Source organism: Paenibacillus sp. PsM32 (genome assembly GCF_030433815.1).
GTDB lineage: Bacteria > Bacillota > Bacilli > Paenibacillales > Paenibacillaceae > Saccharibacillus > Saccharibacillus kyungheensis.
The window spans coordinates 1300073-1322810 of sequence record NZ_JARUWY010000001.1; the positions used below are offsets into that span (position 1 = coordinate 1300073).

General features: G+C 38.1%; 22 protein-coding genes. 6 read left to right on the forward strand and 16 right to left on the reverse strand.

All coding sequences use genetic code 11. The annotated features are described in order from the left end of the window. Positions 1-8 precede the first annotated feature (8 nt). The 6 genes from QCD85_RS05775 to QCD85_RS05800 form a co-directional block, all read right to left on the reverse strand. Positions 9-2159, reverse strand: a complete 2151-nt coding sequence (locus tag QCD85_RS05775; RefSeq protein ID WP_301261926.1) for a S8 family serine peptidase — start codon at positions 2157-2159, stop codon at positions 9-11. A gap of 368 nt (positions 2160-2527) precedes the next feature. Continuing rightward, positions 2528-2827, reverse strand: coding sequence for a putative quinol monooxygenase (locus QCD85_RS05780; protein ID WP_273614883.1), 300 nt, complete (start codon positions 2825-2827; stop codon positions 2528-2530). A gap of 208 nt (positions 2828-3035) precedes the next feature. After that, positions 3036-3335, reverse strand: coding sequence for a putative quinol monooxygenase (locus QCD85_RS05785; protein WP_273614882.1), 300 nt, complete (start codon positions 3333-3335; stop codon positions 3036-3038). A gap of 94 nt (positions 3336-3429) precedes the next feature. Beyond that, on the reverse strand, positions 3430-4701 hold the full coding sequence (gene ilvA / locus QCD85_RS05790) for a threonine ammonia-lyase IlvA (protein WP_274170966.1): 1272 nt from the start codon (positions 4699-4701) through the stop codon (positions 3430-3432). Between the two features lie 230 nt (positions 4702-4931). Next, positions 4932-5729: a DeoR/GlpR family DNA-binding transcription regulator gene (locus QCD85_RS05795; RefSeq protein ID WP_204825615.1), complete on the reverse strand. Its 798-nt coding sequence runs from the start codon at positions 5727-5729 to the stop codon at positions 4932-4934. Positions 5730-6197: 468 nt separating this feature from the next. Next, positions 6198-7121 (reverse strand): nucleoside hydrolase, encoded by a 924-nt coding sequence (locus QCD85_RS05800; protein ID WP_301261927.1) that lies wholly within the window; start codon positions 7119-7121, stop codon positions 6198-6200. Between the two features lie 412 nt (positions 7122-7533). Here QCD85_RS05800 and QCD85_RS05805 point away from each other — a divergent pair, with 412 nt between their 5' ends. The 3 genes from QCD85_RS05805 (at position 7534) to QCD85_RS05815 (ending at position 10200) form a co-directional block, all read left to right on the forward strand. Next, entirely contained in the window at positions 7534-8982 is a 1449-nt protein-coding gene (locus tag QCD85_RS05805) for an amino acid ABC transporter substrate-binding protein/permease (RefSeq protein ID WP_273614878.1), read from the forward strand. Continuing rightward, positions 8975-9703 carry an amino acid ABC transporter ATP-binding protein gene (locus QCD85_RS05810; protein WP_301261928.1) on the forward strand — a complete coding sequence of 243 codons (729 nt, stop codon included), beginning with the start codon at positions 8975-8977 and terminating at the stop codon, positions 9701-9703. The genes QCD85_RS05805 and QCD85_RS05810 overlap by 8 nt, the downstream gene beginning before the upstream one ends. A 206-nt stretch (positions 9704-9909) precedes the next feature. Further along, a complete protein-coding gene (locus QCD85_RS05815; RefSeq protein ID WP_301261929.1) occupies positions 9910-10200 on the forward strand; it encodes a DUF5316 family protein in 291 nt (96 codons plus the stop codon). 199 nt (positions 10201-10399) lie between these two features. On the opposite strand, the gene hxlB is transcribed toward QCD85_RS05815, so the two are convergent. The 4 genes from hxlB to QCD85_RS05835 form a co-directional block, all read right to left on the reverse strand. Further along, complete coding sequence (gene hxlB / locus QCD85_RS05820; protein WP_301261930.1) at positions 10400-10966, reverse strand: 6-phospho-3-hexuloisomerase; 567 nt, start codon at positions 10964-10966, stop codon at positions 10400-10402. A 24-nt stretch (positions 10967-10990) separates the two neighbouring features. Then, positions 10991-11686 carry a 3-hexulose-6-phosphate synthase gene (gene hxlA, locus QCD85_RS05825; RefSeq protein ID WP_301261931.1) on the reverse strand — a complete coding sequence of 232 codons (696 nt, stop codon included), beginning with the start codon at positions 11684-11686 and terminating at the stop codon, positions 10991-10993. Between the two features lie 108 nt (positions 11687-11794). After that, positions 11795-13093 carry an MFS transporter gene (locus QCD85_RS05830; RefSeq protein WP_301261932.1) on the reverse strand — a complete coding sequence of 433 codons (1299 nt, stop codon included), beginning with the start codon at positions 13091-13093 and terminating at the stop codon, positions 11795-11797. 2 nt (positions 13094-13095) lie between these two features. Further along, entirely contained in the window at positions 13096-14997 is a 1902-nt protein-coding gene (locus QCD85_RS05835; protein ID WP_301261933.1) for a PfkB family carbohydrate kinase, read from the reverse strand. 326 nt (positions 14998-15323) lie between these two features. On the opposite strand from QCD85_RS05835, the gene QCD85_RS05840 reads away from it, so the two are divergent. After that, on the forward strand, positions 15324-15770 hold the full coding sequence (locus QCD85_RS05840) for a GNAT family N-acetyltransferase (RefSeq protein WP_301261974.1): 447 nt from the start codon (positions 15324-15326) through the stop codon (positions 15768-15770). A gap of 104 nt (positions 15771-15874) precedes the next feature. Here QCD85_RS05840 and QCD85_RS05845 read toward each other — a convergent pair whose 3' ends face one another. After that, on the reverse strand, positions 15875-16900 hold the full coding sequence (locus tag QCD85_RS05845; protein WP_301261934.1) for a LacI family DNA-binding transcriptional regulator: 1026 nt from the start codon (positions 16898-16900) through the stop codon (positions 15875-15877). Positions 16901-17100: 200 nt separating this feature from the next. On the opposite strand from QCD85_RS05845, the gene QCD85_RS05850 reads away from it, so the two are divergent. Both QCD85_RS05850 and QCD85_RS05855 read left to right on the forward strand, forming a co-directional pair. Further along, complete coding sequence (locus QCD85_RS05850) at positions 17101-17553, forward strand: MarR family winged helix-turn-helix transcriptional regulator (RefSeq protein ID WP_301261935.1); 453 nt, start codon at positions 17101-17103, stop codon at positions 17551-17553. Positions 17554-17615: 62 nt separating this feature from the next. Next, positions 17616-18953 (forward strand): SCP2 sterol-binding domain-containing protein, encoded by a 1338-nt coding sequence (locus QCD85_RS05855; RefSeq protein ID WP_301261936.1) that lies wholly within the window; start codon positions 17616-17618, stop codon positions 18951-18953. Between the two features lie 144 nt (positions 18954-19097). Here QCD85_RS05855 and QCD85_RS05860 read toward each other — a convergent pair whose 3' ends face one another. From QCD85_RS05860 to QCD85_RS05880, 5 genes are all read right to left on the reverse strand, one after another. Next, the gene (locus QCD85_RS05860) at positions 19098-19637 is read right to left on the reverse strand and encodes a GNAT family N-acetyltransferase (RefSeq protein ID WP_301261937.1); all 540 of its coding nucleotides are present in this window, start codon (positions 19635-19637) and stop codon (positions 19098-19100) included. A gap of 92 nt (positions 19638-19729) precedes the next feature. Next, a complete protein-coding gene (locus tag QCD85_RS05865) occupies positions 19730-20230 on the reverse strand; it encodes a hypothetical protein (RefSeq protein ID WP_301261938.1) in 501 nt (166 codons plus the stop codon). 55 nt (positions 20231-20285) lie between these two features. Continuing rightward, positions 20286-20750, reverse strand: coding sequence for a hypothetical protein (locus tag QCD85_RS05870; protein ID WP_301261939.1), 465 nt, complete (start codon positions 20748-20750; stop codon positions 20286-20288). Positions 20751-21143: 393 nt separating this feature from the next. Continuing rightward, the gene (locus QCD85_RS05875) at positions 21144-22010 is read right to left on the reverse strand and encodes an SMI1/KNR4 family protein (RefSeq protein ID WP_301261940.1); all 867 of its coding nucleotides are present in this window, start codon (positions 22008-22010) and stop codon (positions 21144-21146) included. Between the two features lie 413 nt (positions 22011-22423). Then, the gene (locus tag QCD85_RS05880; RefSeq protein WP_301261941.1) at positions 22424-22555 is read right to left on the reverse strand and encodes a hypothetical protein; all 132 of its coding nucleotides are present in this window, start codon (positions 22553-22555) and stop codon (positions 22424-22426) included. Positions 22556-22738: the final 183 nt, after the last annotated feature.

Below are 22738 nucleotides of genomic sequence, written 5' to 3' on the forward strand. Positions count from 1 at the left end.
GTGTTATTTTAACGTGTTGTAAATTGCAAGATTAGTGGAGTGGTCGATGTGACTTGTTGATCACTATTCGCTGATGGCTTCGCCTGGATACCTTTTTCAATAATGATATTATACGTTTCATTTTTGGCAAATCCACTAGCTGTTGGTGTGATAAAGATACGATTCCATTTGACAGATAGATTCACATTGGTGACTACTTCTCCGTTACTGTTAAGCACGGTGACATGATCAGCTGTAATCGAAGAAGGATCGATATATTTATATTGTTTATTTTTGAGTGCAACTTGCAAGCTGATACTTACCGGAATCGAAGGAGATAATTGTGCTTTGCTTGGCAAGTCTTTAATACCCATAGACTGTTTGATTTGTGCTAGTTGCTTCTGGAAATTAGTATCTGTTACGTTTTTGCCATCCAATTTAGCTTTTAACCAGTCTGCGGCTTTACCTGATGTTTTGGCTGTATTCAGTTGTTGTGTTGCTTGTTGAGTCGGTGTTGGTGTTGGAGCCGCCACAGGGGCAGTAACACTTGTGCTTGGTGTAGATGGTTGGCGTGGAATACCGCCACCACCGCCTCCTCCGCCCCCACCACCTGATGGAACAGCCGCTACCAGATTAGTAGGTGCTGGCGTGGTCACGACGGGTACAGTTACGGCTGGTGTTGGATTCACGACAGGTGTTGGTGCTGGAACGACAGGCTTACTTTCAACAATGGGTGTAGAATCGCTAGGTGTAGATAGTGTCTGACCGGAGATAAATTTGCCTGTGGATTCATTACCTGTTGTATCTACTGTTTTTAATGTAAATGAGTACGTCGTCGATGGAGATAAATCTTCTGCTTGATATACATTTTGAGTAACAGAAGTCACGAATTTGCCTGCATCATTGTAGATATTTACTTTTGCAAAATCTTTGTCTGCCGGGTTTTGCCAATTCAATGTTAAGGAATGAGTAGTTGTGTTACTTACAGTTAAGCCACTCACTTCTGCTGGAGCTGTTTTGTCTACTTTAGGAGCGAATGTAACAAATCCATATCCGTATGAGTTATCTCTTCCTGTTGCTCCTAGATCGACTGTATAATTTTCCAAATCGGTACGTAGATTCGCTATAGATTCGGAAGGATGTTCTTGTTTTAAAATCGCTAGTATACCTGCAATATGAGGAGCTGCTTGAGACGTTCCGCTAGCTACAGCATATTTGCCATTAAGATACGTAGACACAATATCAACCCCAGGTGCAGAGACCTCTACTTTGGGACCTGTAGATGAAAAGTCACCACGATTTAAATTTTTGTCTACTGCTGCAACAGCGATTACACTACTGTATTGTGCAGGGTAATTGACTGTATCTGTGCCTGCTCCACTATTTCCCGCAGAACATACAACCAAAATTCCATTTTTATATGCTTTGTCGACCATATCATGCAATGCTTGTGAATCATATTCGGTTCCCAAAGACATATTGATAATATCCATATGATTTTGGATCGCCCAATCAATACCTTCTAATACATCTTGTAGATTTCCTTTACCATCTGCGCCCAATGCTTTGACACCATATAATTGCACTCCAGGAGCTGTTCCTGTTACAGCACCATCGCCGCTATGAGCTGCAATAATCCCGCTGACATGAGTACCATGTCCATTATCGTCTGCATAAGATGTTGTATAGTCTACAGTCGATACACCACCAGCAATAGTGAGCTCACTATGAGGGGCTACACCAGAATCAATCACAGCAACTTTGATGCCTGATCCGTTATATCCTTTATCCCACATTTGGTTAGGCTGCACTGCTTGATAATTCCATTGTGATTGTTCGGTGGCATTGACTGTCGAACCTAACACTTGAAAATCGGATGAATCGGTGACTTGAAAAGGAACATTACGTTCGATATAAGCAATATTAGGATCTTGCACAAGGTCTTGTAATTCACCTGCACTGACAGTCGCAGAAACCGCAGGCAATGTTTTAAATTCATGCTGTACTTCTACACTTTGATCAATAGCTGCTTCTTTACCCGCTGCATTTTTGTACACAATCACGACTTCTTGATCTGGCCCTGTTGCAGAAGGAACTGATTCTTCCCCGTAGACTAAGCCGGTATGAACTAGAGATAATGTAAGCAACGAAGAAGCTACGATAGCGATATATTTTTTCATTCACTGATTCTCCTTTGATAGATAAAATGAAAGCCTTTGATGCAAGATACTATTTATAGTACGCATATTTTTTCAATTGAGATTACGTAAAATTAAATAGCGAAAAATATAATTTTAGACAGTAAAAAACGACGTTACATTCTACTCAAGTGATGCCTTTTCTACTCTTTCGAGCAATTTCGACATTTACCTTATAGCATTTATCGGATGGCTTTTAGGAATTATGTATACTAAATAACAAAAAAACGTCCTTTCCAATGGAAAGAACGTTTGCTTACGTAACTATTTAGTTATCTATACCAAATGATGCAATACGAAAACGATTGTTGCCACGCAACATATCTATTTTAGCATCGAGATACAGGTAATTAACCTCTTGGTACTTCTGTTGCGTTGAACAGTTTTGCATCCAAAGGTGCACCTGCAAATTCTTGCATATCTTTAACGAATTTTTGGAAATGAGCGCTTGCGTTGTGTTCTTGTACCGCTTGCTCGTCTTTCCATTCTTCAACCATTGTGAACAAGTTCGGTTGGTGAAGATCACGCATTAGTGTGTAACGGATATTACCTGCTTCTGCTTGAGAAGCACTAACCAAACCTTCTGCTTCTACTAAAAATTCTTCTACTCTGTCAGGTTTAATCGTGATATTAGCATGAATAACAAACATATAAGTAAACCTCCTATAAGTATATAATGTAATATGATTTTTTTAATGTTCTAAAAATCTCACTTACTAATTATAACCTATATGATGTCAAAACCCAAATTATATTGTAAACCTACGAAATTCAGCTACGGCTAATAACACATATAGATATACAAAAGGCTACTTCCCGAAAGAAATAGCCTTTGTATAGTACAGACTTATTTACTTATTAAACTACAGGCAACTGCATCACTTCATATACTTTAACGTTCAAAGGTGCAGCCGCCATATCTTTTGTATCATTGATATGCTTCAGAAAATGAGCACTTTGTTCGTGGGCGGTAAGCGCTTCTTGGCTTTCCCATTCTTCAACCATGGTAAATAGGTTGGATTGATGTAAATCCACCATCAGTGTATAACGAATATTGCCTGCTTCTGCTTGTGAAGCACTCACAAAAGGATCAGCAAGTTGTAGAAAAGTTTCTACGTGTTCTGGTTGAATCAATATTTCAGCATGAATTACTAACATTGGGGTAAAGCCTCCTATAAATAATAAACTGGCACGACTTATTAATTATATAGTAATTCCGCTCAAAACCCAACTATAACTCTAAGAATACTCATTAGATAAGCAAATTGAACAAATTCAGATCCCGATTAAGCTCTGTATATTTAATACCATGAGCTTCCATTCGTTCGACCAGTGCACCGTAATCTTCCGGTGTACTAAGTTCGATACCGACTAACGCTGGCCCATTTTCTTTATTATGCTTTTTGGTATATTCAAAGCGAGCGATATCATCATTTGGCCCTAATACTTTTTCCAAAAATTCACGTAGAGCACCTGCACGTTGTGGGAAATTAATCATAAAGTAATGCTTCAATCCTTCATAGATCAGTGAGCGTTCTTTGATCTCTTGCATACGATCAATATCGTTATTACCACCACTGATAATACAGACAACCGTTTTTCCTTTGATCTGCTCGCGGTACATATCAAGCGCCGCAATAGGCAAAGCTCCTGCTGGTTCCGCTACAATCGCATTTTCATTATATAGATCCAGAATCGCCGAACACACTTTACCTTCTGGCACTTTCACGACATCGTTTAACACCTCGCGGCAAATATCGAATGTGAGCTGACCGACACGCTTCACTGCTGCACCATCAATAAATTTATCAATTTCACCGAGTGTGACGACTTCATTACGAGCAATTGCTTCACTCATAGACGCCGCACCTGCTGGTTCGACACCGATCAATTGAGTGGTAGGACTCATCGTATGCATATATTGCCCAACGCCAGCAGCCAGACCACCGCCGCCAATCGTTAGAAAAATATAATCAGCCGGTACATCTAGACTTTCCATAATCTCCATCCCGATCGTACCGTTACCGGCAATAATCTTCGGATCATCAAATGGATGAATAAATGCCATGCCTTGTTCTTCACATGTTTTCATCGCTTCTTCATAAGCATCGTCAAATGTATCACCGACTAGAATTACTTCTACATTTTGACCACCGAACTTTTTCACCATTTTTACTTTTTGGTTCGGTGTTGTGCTTGGCATATAGATTTTGCCATGAATATTAAGCGCATAACATGAAAAGGCTACACCCTGCGCATGGTTACCTGCACTAGCACATACAATGCCTTTGTCCAATTCTGCTTGAGAAAGACTACGAATACGGTTATACGACCCGCGAATTTTGAATGAACGAACGACTTGCATATCTTCACGCTTTAAAAAGATATTGCATTCGTATTTTTCAGATAATGTATTGTCTCGCTGTAACGGGGTACGCACAATTACTTCGCGTAATACATGATGAGCACGGACGATATCTTCCATGCCTACGATTTGCGGATTATATTCACCAGTTGCTGTCATTGATTCTCTCCTCACTCCAAACGCCTCATTGATCTCAACCATCTCTATACGGTTCTCAACGTTTTCTCATTTATCTAAAGTACTCCTAACGTACCCTATTTTCAAGCTTAACCGAAGAATTTGTTGAAAATTAATCTAAAACCAACAAAAATCTTACATTTCTTTCTATATACAAAAAAACCTTTTCCCTAAAGGAAAAGGCTTAAATGCAGGTAGCAACCATCGCCCTATTACTCAACAACGATGACATCGACACCCATATCTTGTAAATCTTGAATCGCTTCTTGAGGCAACTGATCATCGGTTACAAAACGATTCAAATCTTCCATACCCATCAGACGTACTAATGATTTGCGGCGAAACTTCGTACTGTCTGTTAACAGAATCAATTCGTCTGAAATCTCAATAATCTTTTTCTTTAATTGTACATGTGCTTCAGAAGGTTCGGTTAACCCGCGTGTTAGATCAAAGCCATGACAGGAAAATAGAAATTTATCGACATGATAACTTTCGACCATTTTCTCTGCATGAATACCTGTATTCGCCATTGAATCTCGATCCAGGTAACCTCCAATCACAATCACATTGATCTCGGTTTTTTGTACCAATTCGTTAGCAATCGCTAGTGAATATGTCAGTACAGTTAATGATCGATTAGGCAATTGTTTGACCAAATGCAGGCAAGTTGTACTTGCATCCAGCGCAATCACATCACCGGGTTCAATCAAAGATAAGGCATATTCGACAATTGCTTTTTTCTCTTCTAGGTTCTGTGTCTCACGCTGAACAGCAGGAGATTCATATTGTTCCCGATTACGGTTAAATACGGCTCCGCCATGCGTACGAACTACAGCGCCTTCATGTTCCAGACGTTCCAGATCACGTCTTATTGTCTCTTCAGTTACTTGAAAACGGCGACTGAGTCCGGATACCCGCACAGTGCCTTCCGCTTCCAAAATTCGCAGCGTCTCCAGCTTGCGTTGTGCTGCGGATGTAGTGTCTTGTCGCTTTGGATTCTTGCTGCTCATGGAGTTACACCTGGCCTTACTATTGTATATTGTCAAACGTATATAGGTCAGCATCTAGTACAATGCTCATTCGTGTCGAAACGATTCGTGTAAGCGTTTATCAATAGCTTTAGCTATATACTCTAATGATACCGTATTTACCTTACAGTAACAATAAAAAATGAAAGAGAATGTCTACTTTAGTCGTTTATTTGTACAAATAAATTTCAATTTTATAAAAATTTTGTCAATAAGTGACCCTGTTCAGACATCTATTAGCATTATGATCGGATAACAATAATGGCTCACAGATATCTTTTTGTAGATAAAAGTATAAACTATCATCCAACCCACATATGTTGAAATCATCTCTATTGTATTCATAAATTTTGACTAGATATCATTAAAAAAGCCTGTATAACTCAACAAGGATAAACGACCTCCTTATATACGCTACACAGGCTTGGGATTATTTCTATGCAAAAATGCTTACACAATTCGACTTAAAAAATGATTTAAAAAACGTGAAGAATCTACATCTAAAGCAACATCAATATGCGGTAATAAAGTATCGTGTTTGCCTGTTGTATTTCCTAGTGTATCTTGTTCTGTACATTCTACATGTACTGCATATGAAGTTGTGCGCACGATCGTTGGATCAATCGCTACGCCGACAGCTAATGGATCATGTAGAGCACAACCTTTACCACCTGTTACAATCTCATTATATGCACCCATATAAAATTCTGTCATATCTGCTAAAAAAACAGATAACGAACTGTTTTCCCGTCTCCACTCATCCAGATGAACACCGGTTAACAATGTTTTCATCGTGACGTCCAGTCCAACCAATGTAATCGGCATGCCAGAGGTTAACACAAGCGCCGCGGCATCAGGATCAGAATAAATATTGGCTTCAGCATATGGAGTGACATTCCCCGGTACCGTTACCGCTCCTCCCATGATTACTAATCGTTCAATAGTATGTACGATCTCTGGATTGGTCTGAATAGCTTTGGCGATATTGGTTAGAGGGCCTACAGCAACCACAGTCACTTTTCCAGGAAAAGCCATAATTTGCTGAACGATAAAGTCAGATGCACTCATCGTCTCTGCTTGACGCTCAGACGGTTCCCGATACTGATTACCAATACCATCTTCTCCATGAATATGACGGGCAAATGGCTTCGTATATTCTCGACTCATCGGCTTGCTTTCTCCGGCATAGACTGGAATTTCTTCACGCTCTAATTTGTCGAGCACTACCAGTGTATTACGTGTTGCTTCTTCTACTGTAATATTGCCGAATACCGTCGTCACTCCCAAAATATCCAATTCAGGTGAATGAGCCGCGTAGGCTAGCGCTAATGAATCATCGATCCCTGTATCTACATCTAAAATAACTGATTTCATATATCCCGTCCCCTTCTTATATGTTCATTGCATTTTATCATATGTGGTGAAGGTGTAAAGGGATACAAATTGAAATTCATTCTATCTATACAACAGATCACAAAACAACACTGCTGTAAATTAACTATATTTGGTTTTTTAGTATGGTATTATTCATAATTTGTGTAATACCTAACATGAATATTTTAATGATACCGTTTACGTGATACCTATTTAGCTGAAAAGTAGAATGAACTATAGTCAATAGCTTGTTTTTTTTGTAGAATGGGAAGACATGTGATGTAAGATATCAATTTGAGATATCTATTGTAAGCAATACTGATCGTAAGTAGATTTGTTCTAGCTCGATCCAGGTATACGCACTACAACAATTGCTGATGTACATGAAGAAGTCAATGAAATGGAGGATTTTATGAAGAAATCTAGGGTAATGTGGTTAGTAATGGCTCTCCTTCTTTTCTTTGGAGTATCTACAGGAAGCTTTGCCACGACTGCACAAGCACAGGAAGGCAAAACTTATCAAATTGCTACAGATATTACTTTTGCTCCTTTCGAATTCCAAAATTCAAAGGGACAATTTGTAGGAATTGATATGGATCTTATGGCAGCAATCGCCAAAGACCAGAACTTTAGTTATGAAATTAAACCTCTAGGATTTAATGCCGCTGTTCAAGCACTTCAATCTAATCAGGTTGATGGTGTTATTGCAGGTATGAGCATCACCGATGAGCGCAAACAAACATTTGATTTCTCCAAGCCTTATTTTGATTCTGGTGTAGTCATGGCTGTTAAACAAGATAATGACACTGTAAAAACGTATGAAGATTTGCGTGGCAAACGTGTAGCTGTTAAAACAGGAACAGAAGGCTATACTTTTGCTGATTCGATTAAAGATAAGTATGGATTTACTATGGTTCCATTCGATGATTCTTCACAAATGTACGATGATGTAAAAACAGGAAATTCAGTAGCTTGTTTTGATGATTATCCTGTTTTGGCGTATGGTGTTACACAAAATACAGGACTTAAATTAGTTACTGAAAAAGAACCGGGTGGTTCTTATGGATTTGCTGTAAGCAAGGGACAAAATCAAGAACTATTACAAAAGTTTAATGCTGGTCTTGCAAATCTTCGTAGTAATGGAGAATACGATAAGATTTTAGAAAAATATTTAGGTAAAGACGGTAAAGGCGTAGTTACAGAGAAATTAAGTCGGTGGGAATTAATTCAACAATCTTTCCCTTATCTAGTAAATGGCTTATTAAAAACTCTACTTTACACTATTGTTTCTTTATTCTTTGCGTTTATTTTAGGTCTAATCTTTGGATTTATGAAAGTTAGTCATAATCGTATTTTAAGAGGTATTGCAACAGTATTTGTTGATGTATTCCGCGGAGTTCCATTGTTGGTATTAGCATTCTTTATTTATTTTGGTATTCCAGGAGCTTTAGGATTTACAATGCCATTGTTCGTTGCTTCCATTTTGGCATTAAGTCTGAATGCAGGGGCATATGTAACTGAAATTATTCGTGGTGGTATTCAATCAATTGATCGTGGACAAATGGAAGCTGCTCGTTCACTAGGGCTACCTTATCGTACAGCCATGATCAAAATTATTATTCCACAAGCTGTTAAATTAATGATTCCTTCTTTCATTAATCAGTTAGTTATTACATTGAAAGATACATCAATTTTATCTGCAATCGGTTTAGTTGAATTGACTCAATCCGGTAAAATCGTTATTGCTCGTACACTGGATTCATTTACAATCTGGTTAATGGTTGCTCTAATGTACCTGATCGTGATTACCATTCTTACTAAAATCTCTAACCACATCGAAAGGAAGGTCAGCAATGGATAAAATTAAAGTTACCGGTCTGAAAAAAAGCTTTGGTTCCAATCATGTACTGAAAGGTATCGATCTGGAAGTTAAAGAAGGCGAAGTGGTATGTGTTATTGGTCCATCCGGTTCTGGTAAAAGTACCTTCCTTCGTTGTATTAATCGTCTGGAAGATATTACAGCAGGTACCGTTATTGTCGATGATCACAATATCAATGACAAACAAACCGACATCAACAAAGTACGCGAAAATATCGGAATGGTATTCCAGCATTTTAACCTTTTCCCGCATATGAGTGTTATCAAAAATATTATGTTAGCTCCAACTGAACTCAAAAAATCTTCTCCCGCAGAAGCTCGTAAAATTGCGCTGCAATTGTTAGATCGTGTAGGATTAGCAGACAAAGCCGACGCACTACCTAACCAATTATCGGGTGGACAAAAGCAACGTGTGGCAATAGCGCGTGCACTCGCTATGAATCCAGATGTGATGTTATTCGATGAACCGACTTCTGCACTTGACCCTGAAATGGTTGGTGAAGTATTGGGTGTTATGAATTCCCTTGCTAAAGAAGGAATGACCATGATGATCGTAACTCACGAAATGGGCTTTGCTCGCGAAGTGGCAGATCGTGTAATCTTTATGGATGGCGGTTATGTGGTCGAAGATGGTTCACCTGAAGAAGTATTTGGCAATCCTAAGCATGAACGTACGATTAGCTTTTTAGAAAAAGTACTTTAAGTTATAAAGCAACATGGTAGCATTAGCATTATGATGTTCGATTGTAGAAATCTGATTGATCTTAGTTGTTAGGTATAATGTCAAACGTTTAATTGATATAATAGACAAAAGACTGCGAATAGATTATTCGACAGTCTTTTGTTTTATCATCGTAGATTGTAGATGGATCATAGCTCCCAATACATAGTAGAAAGGTGTAGATCGATATGAAAAAATCAGGTTTGCTGTTAGGATCGGGCGTTCTTTTTCTAGGATTATTGTATTTGATTCATTTTCTATTACCCTACGACTTTAATGATATTCTTAGAGTCGTCACCATCATTTTAATTATTGCTACACTAGCTCTTTCAGGTACAATGGTCAGTGGAGATCGAATGCGTGCGAATCAAGCAATCGATCCTAGTTCCAGAGATCGCAATATGGTGAACTCATGGAGTATGTTGTTGTTCAGTTTACCTGTCTATATAGTAATGATCGTCTCGTATCTTTGGGGATAAATTGATTAATAAGTAGTGTTTTATTATTGTAGATTTATCTTACTAGCTATTTACTCATAACAAATAACACACTAAAAACCCTGCTCAATTGATGGATAAGCACTTTTCACTACAAAGTGTTCTGTATCCAAAAATGGTGTGCAGGGTTTTTGATATTTATCATATTCCTATCTATTCTATCAGTAATAAATGTAATTACTTATTCGACATTGCTATGTTTAGCAAATACATCATCATGTTGAACTTGCTTAAGCTGTCCGTAATTCAAGCAGACTGCGTCCAGTAATACATGTGTACATTGATCAAATAAAGATCCTAAAGGCTGAATACTTGGTGCTTCGCCTTCTCGTCTATACTTGGTCGCTGCTGGAATATGCAAGATTGTATCTGCTAGAGTACCTAGTGGCGATGATTCGTCGGTAGTCACCGCCACAATATGGCATCCTAACTCTTTGGCTTTGTCTGCGGTCCATACAGCCGCTTTGGTTGTGCCTGATCCAGATACAGCGATTAGTAGATCACCCGCAGCAAGTGCAGGTGTGACTGTTTCTCCAATCACATGGGAATCTGCACCTAGATGCATCAACCGCATTGCGAATGATTTAGCCATAAAGCCAGACCGTCCTTCACCGGTTACAAAAATACGCTGACTATTTACTAATTGGGTAGCTAGCTGTTGGATCGTTTCTTGTGGAACCTGCGTGATCACCTGACTAATCTCAGCAATAATCTGCTCTGCTGTTGCTGTCGATTGAACTTGGTTCATTGAATATCACTCCCTGTTATATAGTTATAAAGAAGCTAAAGGGTTAACGTTCTGGATAGCAAATTGGTTAATCTGTTCTCGAATCTGTTGCGCCGCTTGTTGAGGTTGAGCAGCTTGAGTAATCGCAGAACCCACAATAATCACAGACGGGGATTGCTGTAAAATTTTCGGTAATGTCGTTAACGTAATGCCGCCTGCTACCGCAATCTGAGGTGTTGCATGGTTAGCATTAGAAGTAGCATGAGCTTCATGTCTATTTGATTGCCCGACCTTTTGTCCGTTATGCTCTTGCTCGTCTTTGCTAACATGATGGCATAATACAGCATCTGTATAGCGCTCAAGATCTTGAATTCGATCAGGCGATACGCTGAGCAGATCAATCATTGTCTGCCCCTGATAGCGATGTGCTGTCTGCATACATAATTCTAATGTAGCATCTGGCGCCGCTCCCATAACAGTAGCGACATCTGCTCCTGCTTCAAAACAAAGCTCAAATTCGTATTTCGCATTATCAAATGTTTTGATATCCGCAACGATAATTTTATGTGGAAAAGCCTGCTTCATCTGACGTACACTTTCGATGCCAAATTCTTTGATTAGGGATGTACCCACTTCGATCCAATCAACATGTTGCTCTACTTGTTTGGCCATCGTTATCGCTTCTTGGATAGTCATTCGATCTAGCGCTAATTGCACACGTACTGGTTGTTGTTCACTCATACTCCTTCACTCCTTTACCAAATATAGAATATATTTTTTACATTATTAGATATAAAAGAATTACGCTGTTATATGTTGTGTTATTTTATGTGTTCACTACTCTTTGCATTACGTCGCACTGACTTTGCGTTTCCATTCGGGAGAAGTCTGAGGTTTCTGCGTCTGTGGCTTGCGTACCATCATTGTTAAGATCGCCGACAGAAGCAGTGATCCCGCCATAAACATATACGACGCATCGAACCCACCTGTCAGATCATTGAGATACCCTACAATATAAGAACCGGCAAATGAACCTAATGCTCCCATACTGTTAATCAATGCCATAGCTCCACCGGCTACATTACGTGGCAATACTTCTGGTACAATCGCAAAAAACGGACCATACGGCGCATACATCGCTCCACCAGCAATCACCAGTAGCACAAATGAAATCCAGAAATGATTTGGTCCAATGAGATAGGAACCGTAAAAAGCAAGCGCACCAATCAATAAGAACGGCCAGACAAAGTTTTTGCGACTTTGCATTTTATCAGAAAAGAATGAAGTCACTAGCATCAAAATGACAGCCAGTACGTACGGAACAGCCGCTAACCAGCCTGTTGATACCATATCCATATTCGGTGCTTTGGCAATAATAGATGGCAACCACATCACAAATCCGTACACCCCAATACTCCAGAAAAAGTATTGCAGACTTAACTTAATAACCGTAGGCGAACGAAAAGCTTCGCGGTAATTTTTTACTTGCTTCATTCCTGCTTGTTCACGTTCTAATTCATCTTCTAATGCTTGTTTTTCCGCATCGGTTAACCATTTGGCTTCTGAAGGCTTATCTTGTACTACTTTCCACCATACAAATGCCCAGATAATAGCTGGCATCCCTTCTATAATAAACATCCAACGCCAACCAACTGCGGTCACTAGATAACCGGAAATAATCGACATCCACAAAACAGTTGCAGGATTACCTAAAATCAGAAAAGTATTTGCACGTGAACGTTCTTTGTTCGTAAACCAGTGTGCATTAAAAACAAGCATCGCTGGCATGACCGCGCTTTCAACAACTCCAAGTGCGAACCGGATGACGATCAACAGATTGACATTGGTGATCATCCCTGTAGCGGATGCAAGTCCACCCCATAGAATTAATGACCAGAAAATCAGTTTTTTCGCACTTTTTTTCTCTGCATAATGAGCACCTGGAATTTGGAAAAAGAAATAACCTAGAAAGAAAAGAGCACCCAGTAACGATGACATCGCTGCTGAAATATTCAGATCATGTGCCATACCTGATGCCGCGCCAAAGCTATAATTCGCTCGATCCAGATAAGCGAGGCTATACGTAATAAAAATAACCGGAATCAGTCTTAACCAACGAGAAGCAGGTAATGCTGTCTTTTCTTGCATGTTTATTTCACTCCTTCCAAAGATGGGTCATAACGAGTAACGTCCTCAACAACTATATCTGTTGCTGGATATCTGGGATGATGTTCAATCATATATTGTAATTCATTTTCCAAAGGGTATCCTTCATGATCGCCGATCGATTGGACTGCTAAAGCTCCAATGGCACATCCTCTGGTAATCGCTTCTTCTATTGTCAGTCCAGCTAACCAACCACTAACAGTTCCAACAGCAAATCCATCCCCTGCACCTACCGTATCAATCACGTGCTCGACGATAAAACCAGGTACTGTGCCTGATTGTTCCAGCGTGCGATAATAAGCACCAGCCGGGCCTAATTTAACGACAACGGCTTTGACTCCTTGCTGCAAGTAAAATTCAGCAATTTCTTCAGGTATTGATGATCCTGTTAATATCTGTCCTTCTTCAATACCTGGCAACACGATATCAGCTTGAATAGCAAAATGGTTGATCGTCTCAATCATTTCAGTATGACTGCTCCACAATGCAGGACGCAGATTAGGATCAAATGAAATACTTCGATGGTGAGCACGCATCTGCTGAATTACATGCTGTGCAAATACACGATTACGATCTGATAATGCTAATGGAATACCTGTCATATGCAAATGACGTGCTGAGCTAAAATAAGTAGCATCCAGATCAGCTATACTCATCTGACTTGCTGCTGATCCACGACGGAAATATTGAACTTGCGGATCACCGCTGATGACTTTGGACTTGAGCTGAAATCCTGTAGGACGTTCTGTATCTATCTGTACATGATCTAGATTCACATGTTCACTCGCTAACTTATGTTGGACAAAAGTTCCAAATGCATCGGCACCGACTTTACTTGCCCAACCCGATCGAAGACCGAGACGTGCAAATCCAATCGCTGCATTGGCTTCAGCTCCTGCTAATCGTTTACTAAATAAAGCCACCTCATGCAGATCGCCTACTTCTTCAGCTACAAACATAGTCATTGCTTCGCCAAATGTCACAATGTCCAGTAATGTATTATCACTTTCTACAGGTAAGTTGGATGATGGTAAAAGCTTATTTCCATTTACTCTAGAGGTATCTGTTGTATGATCCATCGCAATGTTGCTCCTTCCTGCTGTGCTTAGTACATGGTTGTAATATTTAATCTCTGCATCATCAGATAAAGTAAATTCGATCGCCCGCCATGCTTGATTCGGAAGAAGTTCGATGACTTGTCGCCATAATGCTTTTTCCTCTATCGGTAAAGGAAGCGTTAGATATCTATTCTCTTGCTGAACCGAATGCTTCGCATGAATATAAGTCACATAAGGTGATAAACATTGCGCTGCTTCCAGTGCATCTTGTCCTGCATACAACCAGTTACCGATATCGAATGTCATTCCGATCGAATACCATTGCGAATGCGCTTGCAAAGTATCTAATTGTTCAAAAAATGAAAGTATATGTGCAGGATCTCCCCCGTATGTTGTCTGATCGTTTTCTATCCATAGATGAATTGGAGATACCGATGACTGTTCAGCAAAAAATTGATCCAAACTTGTAAGCAATACATCTATAGAAGATTGCACATGATCATAATGACCAAGTGATAACTTGACTGCATCTGCTCCTAATCGCTGTGCTTCTGTGAAAGAACGATATACTATTTCTTGATTCAGTCTATGATTCTTTTGCCATAACGATGAAGGTACAGAATAGACGGTATATAAAAGATTAGCTTGTTGAATCGCTTGTCTACACTGTTCTAAAGGCAAACTATCGTCTGACTCTACAAAAAGTTCACGACGAATCTCTATGCCCTGTGCTCCAAGATCAGCAATACGTGTAGTCACTTGTGATTGTGCAACTTCTCCATTAACGACATCTGCAAAAACAGAAGTAGGAATAATAGTAATCGACATTGATAATCTCCTTTCAACTACAAAGTAGAGCATTACTATCTATTTCATCTGCTCAATTCATATGAAAATGTTCAAAACAATAAGTTAATTTCAACTTAATAAATCGGTTTAGTAAATCGGTTTATGAGGTCAGTATAATGCAACTATTTTATAAATACAAGTCTTTTTGTAAACGTTATCTGTATTTATATGGTAAAAGGTACTTTGGACCCATTCTGAAATAAATAACTAATAATTAACTAATAAATATAAATTTATTTGCATTTAAATACATAATTATGTATATTTATTTTTTACATATAAAGGAGATGATGTTTTTGGAAACTGTGCCGACAGTGATTCGTCAAGCAACTACAGCAGATGTCGAAGCGTTGATAACTATTATGAATGAATATATTGGAGACTTTTATCAAAAGCCCAAACCATCTGTAGAAAAGCTACATCATCTGATTACGACGTTATTGGATCTGCAATTAGGGGTACAATTTGTAGTCGAGCAAAATGATCAGACTGTAGGATTTGCCACATTGTACTTTTCATTCAGCTCGATCAAAGCTGATAAAGTCACGATTATGAACGATCTTTATCTGCAAGAGCATTTGCGTGATACCGAAGTGGAAGTTCAATTGTTTAAGCATTGCCAGACGTATACTCAAGATCATGGATTTGCTCATATGAGCTGGGTAGCTGCACCGCATAATACACGTGCGCATCGCTTTTTTGATCGAATGGGATGTACGAGAGTCGATTGGGTCGATTATATGATTGTATAGCACCAAAAAAGACCGTCTAACATCAAATTGATCAGATGTTGGACGGTCTTTTTTTGATCACAAACGTATAGTTCTATCTTCATTCTGATAATCAAGTATTCATTTTATTGTATATTCATCGGTTGTGCCGAAGATTCGCGGATCATTAATGTACAAGTAAATTGCTTTTCTTGTATAGCTGGTTGTTCTTGTTGTGTACTCTGTGCAGAAATCGAAGCAAGTAACATTTCTGCGGCTTGTATGCCCATGTCATGCGAAGGTTGAACAATCGTAGACAATGTAGGGGTTAGCAATTCAGCAAACGGTATATTATCAAATACGATTAATGCCATATCTTGCGGAATCTGCAATTGATATTCTTTGAGAAAAGCAAGAACTTCAAGCAATACCAGATCATTACCTGCAATAATTGCTGTTGGTAATTGCTGTTGCTGTGCCCAGGTGCTTAATGTATGACGTAATTGCTTAACTTCATCCGATAATATCATCGGTGTGATCTGTGGTAATAGATCCTCCATCGCACGTGTATATCCATGTACTCGCTCTACACGAGTAGAAATAGACAGCGGTGCTGTAAGCATTGCAATATGTTGGTGCCCCGTATGGATCAGATGTTCTGTCGCTTTATACGCAGCTTGTTCATTATCTACAACGACACGACTTACCTGTACCCCTTCCAGCTTCCGATCTACAAATACTAATGGGAAGCCTTCTTGAACTAGCTTCTGATACAAAGGAGTTAATTGACCGGACGGAAAAGCAATCACGCCATCTACTTGCTTGGAGCGCAACAATTCCAAATCTTCACGTTCTCTTGCTTCATCTTCATCGGTATTGCATAGAATTACGCTAATGCCCTGTTCCCGACAATAACTCTCAATCCCCCGACAGATTTCCAAAGAAAATTGATGCAACATATTTGCAACGATTACGCCAATCGTAAACGTACGTTTTTGTTTGAGACTGCGTGCTAGTACATTCGGACGATAATCCAATGCCTGAATCGCCGCAGCTATTTTATCTTTTGTATTACTGCTCATATATTCATAACGCCCGTTAAGATATTGGGAGACTGTACTTTTGGATACTCCTGCTTCACGAGCTACATCTGCCATTGTCATTTTCGCCATAGTTACTGCCCTTTCTCTATGATCCGAGTGTAGTTACAGATGCTCATACGGATATGGTTGATCTGTGTTTGAATATTATCATAGCGTAAGGACTCATTGTAGCACAAATGGCTATTTTTGAAGAATATCTCATCTGGTTGCTACGCTGTAAAACAAGCATAAAGATTGACATCAACAAATATGTGTATATACTCATATTTATGAGAAACGATAATTCTAATCTGCCCAAAACAATCGATTACACAGCAGAGTGCGCCTGCTTAAATTTTAGAAAAGCGTCACGTTTTATTACTAGCCTATATGATGAGTATTTAAGACCTGTAGGGCTTCGAGCGACCCAGTTATCATTACTGATGGCACTTGAACAAGCAGGCTCGGTCACTATTACGACTCTTGCTGAATTACTTTTGATGGATCGGACTACACTGCCACGCGATCTAAAGCCACTTGAACGAAATGGATGGGTATCAATTACACCAGGAGAGGATCGTAGAAAACGTTTTATTGCTTTGACACCTGACGGTCAGCACCTTCTCAACACAGCATTACCATTATGGGAACAAGCACAAGTTCGTGTACAAGAGTATATGGGCGAAGATCGTTATAGAGGTTTACTTGGACAATTATCTGATATTGTGAAGCTAAATAGATAAAATTAATTTTTTTTGATCAATTAGGTGTATATACACTTATTTTAGAAAGGATCGATATATACATGGCTGATATGAAAAAACATCCTACTGTTCTTCGTTATTATGAATCGGTTGCGCAATCTACCCCTGTCAAAAATGAAATTCTTGATTATGATTGGATACGTGAATTATGTCTGGACGCTGGAGCAGATGATGTCGGAGTGATTTCTATGGAACGTTCCGAATTGGATGATCAACGTGAAGATATTCTATCTGTATTTCCACATGCTAAAACGATGATTAGCTTTGTTGCTAAAATGAACCGAGAACCGATCCGTACCCCTGCTCGCTCACTTGCTAATATTGAATTTCATCATACAGGGGATAGGGTAGCAGATATATCTCATAATATCGTATCTACATTAGAAGCACGAGGCATACGGGCTTTGAATGCAGCTATGGGGTTCCCGATGGAAATGGATAAGTTTCCCGGCAAAGCATGGGTCGTTTCACTTAAACCTGTAGCGGTTGCAGCAGGCTTAGGTAAGATAGGGATTCATCGCAATGTCATCCATCCCAAATTCGGTAATTTTATTCTACTAGGCGCTATTATACTAGATGCTCCGGTTAGCAAAGAAGACCGTCCAATCGACTATAATCCTTGTCTGGAATGTAAACTTTGCGTAGCCGCCTGCCCGGTAGGTGCAATCGGTGCGGATGGACAATTCAATTTCTCATCTTGTGCTACACATAATTATCGGGAATTTATGGGGGGTTTTAGCGATTTTGTAGAGACGGTAGTAGAGAGCAAAAATACGAAAGAATTTCGGAGCGAAGTACCGGCAACTGAAGCGGCTTCGTGGTGGCAAAGTTTGAGTTTTGGTGCTAATTATAAAGCGGCTTATTGCTTATCTGTTTGTCCGGCAGGCGATGATGTAATCGGGCCATTTCTAGAAGATCGCAAAGGATTTATGAAAGATATAGTAAAACCGTTGCAAGCAAAAGAAGAGACTATTTATGTGATACCGAATTCAGATGCAGAAGCACATGTCAAAAAACGTTTTCCTCATAAAACGATCAAACGCGTTGGTAATGGACTGATACCCAATTCGATCGGTCTTCTGGTGACTCTTATGCCTCATGTATTTCAGCCAAATCAGTCAGCAGACTTAAACTGCACGTATCACTTTACGTTCACAGGCAATGAAAATAGACAAACCACGTTCGATATTCGCGATAAAAAGCTTCAGGTACAAGATGGTCTACAGGGTACACCCGACATCCAGATTACAGTAGACAGCAAAACATGGCTTAAAATCGTAGCGAAAGAAAAAAATGTAGGCGTAGCCTTACTCACAGGAAAACTACGGCTCAAAGGTAATCCTAAATTGCTGATGAAATTTGAAAAGTGCTTTGCCTAATAGCAAACGTAACATAATACTAGAGTACATTTTTATTTTGTAATTGATATGAAAAAGAAACCCTGATAAGTGATACTTTGCAGGGTTTCTTTTTTAGTTTAGCATGTAATAACAGAGACATATCCCTATATAAGCTAATATCACTTATGATTTGGAGCGAGCTGTATATTCTTTTGCAAGTATAGAATACAGAGAAGAATCATGAAATTCGCCTTTATAATACCAGTGTTCACGCATAATGCCTTCGCGTGTCATTCCAATCTTCTGCATCACTTTCTCTGAAGCGATATTAGCGGGGCGACAGGTAGCATAGATTCGATGTACATCCAATGTCTCAAATCCATAAGCCAATATAGCACGCGCAGCTTCTGTTACATAACCGTTGCCCTGGTAATCAGGATTCAGCACATAACCTATTTCAGCATTAGTGTTGTGGACATGGATACCAATCCCACCCATCAATACCCCTTCATCTTTCAAGCAAATAGCGAATTCATAATCTTGACGAGAAGATTGCTGTTGCTGAGCGATGGCCTCTTCAACATACCCCTTAGTATCTGCTTCAGTATTAGGCCCCCACGCAGTATGTTGGGTCACCTCTGGCAATTGCGTATAAGTATGAATCGCTTCCCAATCACTATGTTGTATTTCACGAATAAGCAGTCGCTGTGTTTCCAGTTGCATATATAATTCCTCCGTTTTATTGTTATTGTATTGAGATATTATAGTTATATGTAGTACAACTATCTATGTTGATGATCTTATAGAAATCTTATCTAGCTTGTGTGTACAAATAAATTTTGCCCATCTACTATCCAATACCAATATTTCTCAGGGATATCTTCAACAGAATTTTTATAATATCCAATCCATCCGTCGGGTACATATAATTCGTAAGAGGCAGGTTCAGGATAGTAAGATATCAATTCTTTGTGATCGAAATTTACATATAAAGAAGGATACATATCTGAAATATCTATATAGGTGTCTTGATATGTGGTTTGCTTCAATATATGTTTGAGTTCTTCTACTTCAACTTCGTCGTCTGCAATGTACTCCAAAAATGCTTTTGCTGTATCTTCGTTAACTACAGGAATATTAAATCTTTCTGAATAATCATTTGGATTTGGAACATGAAACCCCTTCTCAACATAAGCAACAATTAATTTTTTGAAATCTAAAAACCATATCTCCTTATCTGTCACAAACCATCGGTAAGAATCCATATATTGAACTAAAACGATTATATTTTCTGCATACTTCGGCTGCGTCTTCAATTTTTCTTCTCCTTTGTCTAACATGTGCTTTTCGTTAGTTTTCATTTACAACATATTATTGATCGGATAGCATAAAATGCGATTTTATTTTACTCTCAATAATCCTATCCATACCATAGATTTCAAAATAGGAAGTATCAAATGGTCGAATTTCGGCTTCAGGATGCTGTAATCCTTCATTTTCTTCTGTATCTGGTAACCTATCAAAGTTCCATTCTACATGTTTGCCTTTCTTGATCCCTATAAATACTCCTGAATAGAACTGAATAACCCCACTTGCCTTTTGAATCAATTCGTCTGTACTTAGAAATTCCGAATAGGCATTTGAAAATAATTCTACAAATGCTCGGTCACTACTCCCAAATACATCGAATGCAAACCAAATAAGATCAGAAGTTTCCTCTCTAATACAATTTATGATTTCAACAAGTTGTTCTCCTAAACAAGTAATCTCATTTTTAAAATGCCTTTCATGGAGTCTAAGTAGAAATGTGGATTTTTTTAAATCATTATCATTCAACTTACTCACTCCTTTTGATAACTTTATGCGTCATTTTGAAAGACTGAAAGCAAAGAACGACTTGTGATTTCAATCCAAAGTAAATCTTTTCTTTTTTTAAGACTCAAATGTTGATCGATTGGGAAATTGTCCATTTTCTCAAAAAAAATGTATTGATTTTTTTGAGCAGTAAAACAAATGATGCTATTATCGACTCCCCGTATACTATTTTATAACCTAAAAAATTCGAGTATAAAAAGAGGAAAATTTGAAAGATCTAAATCTATCAAAGTTTCCTCTTTCTCATATTTAATAATTTATTACTTTTAGAAGGGAGCTTTTTAATGAAATACTTTTCTATATTCTATAAGTTACTCCAATAAAGTAAATACTTTGAATATAAATTCCAGCTGATTATAATCTAATACTACTATTAAATTTTCTCAAACTATTCATAAAATCATCAAAATTTTCTGCTATTCGATATATTCCGTCTTCACTTTCTGGTTCTTCCCTAAATTCATTTTTCATAAAATAAATCCCTTTGGAAAAACCAGTATTCAGCAAAATTTTACTATTATCTCCGCTCTCACCTATAACTAAATAATGGGATGGAATTTCATCTTGATCTTTATTCCATATTTCTAAACTCATAGAGGATTCTACTTCAATTCCGTATAAAGCTTCTAGAGGGACTGCTTCATTCAGTTCTTCTACAACAAATAACCAATAATGCGTTAGTACAGTCCCACCATTATTATTTTTCAAAAAATTTTTATAGTCTTCTGGAAGAGAAACTTTATGAGAATCTATAAATTTTTGAATTTTAGATTCTGTAGCTTGACCAAATCTTCTTAATTTAGGATTTAAACCATCATTTATGATTTGTAAATAATGATCATATTCCTGTATAAATTTTAATATTTCATCATCTACAATTGGATATGGGCTAAAAACCCATCTTATGCAATTCAATCGATTTTCGAGTTTCATCTTATCCCATTGAAAAGGCGGTCGTTGCAATAAATAAGATAAAGAACGTCTCCATATCCATGGCTTTTTTTTCTCAAGCCAACTCTTCCAACTTTTTAATTTAGAAGGTTCCTTTTCACACTGCAGAGCAATAATTTTTTCTAAAGTAGTGTTAGCTAAATTTGCAGTAAAAGGACTAGCACTTACACGGTCATCTACTAAATGTGGCGTGAATTTAGTTTCGAATAAAATACGATGTAATGCAAGAAGATCAGTCTCTTCTTCAATAACTACTTGATGTTTATTCATTTAAAAATCATTCTCCTTCACTTTAAAATCTGCATTATTATTTTTATTTATAATATATTCAATACTATTTTGTTTTAAAAGAATAACTTTTAGATTGATCACATATTTCTTTGTCGTTCCATTAACAGTCATCGACATGCGATAATTTTCGTTATCGTATCTGCAGTGAAAAAAATAGTTTCTATCAGACGGTTACGTGCATTGAAGGTATAATTTTTCATGTTTTTAGATAGTATATTTATTGATCGTTATAATTTTATCAATTTGTGAATTAACATAAAAAAGTAGATGACTTATATTCTATAAATTATTTGATAACATTCAACTGCTTCATTATCATCTTCTGATCCAGTAATTGGAGCCAAAAATAAATCTAGTAAATCAGAATTTATAGTAATCACTAATAAGACACCTCACCATTTCTTAATTAACGTATAGTTTTGTATTTGTCCTGCAAGTGGGCCAACCAGCATATTACCTTCGGCATCATATTTCACCGCTTGGCTATTAACTGTAGCCAGACGATTGGCTGCACGATAAGTCATTGGTCTTGTCGCCTGTACCGTATACATCTGCAAATTCAATAGTTAATACTATAGTAGGATAAGAAAAATATTTAAATAAAAAAGAAATCTTGAAAGGAACAATCTTTCAAGATTTCTTTTATTTTTTAAAACAAACCGTTATAATTCTACTGGTTGTCCATTTTGACCTAACATCCCCATTAC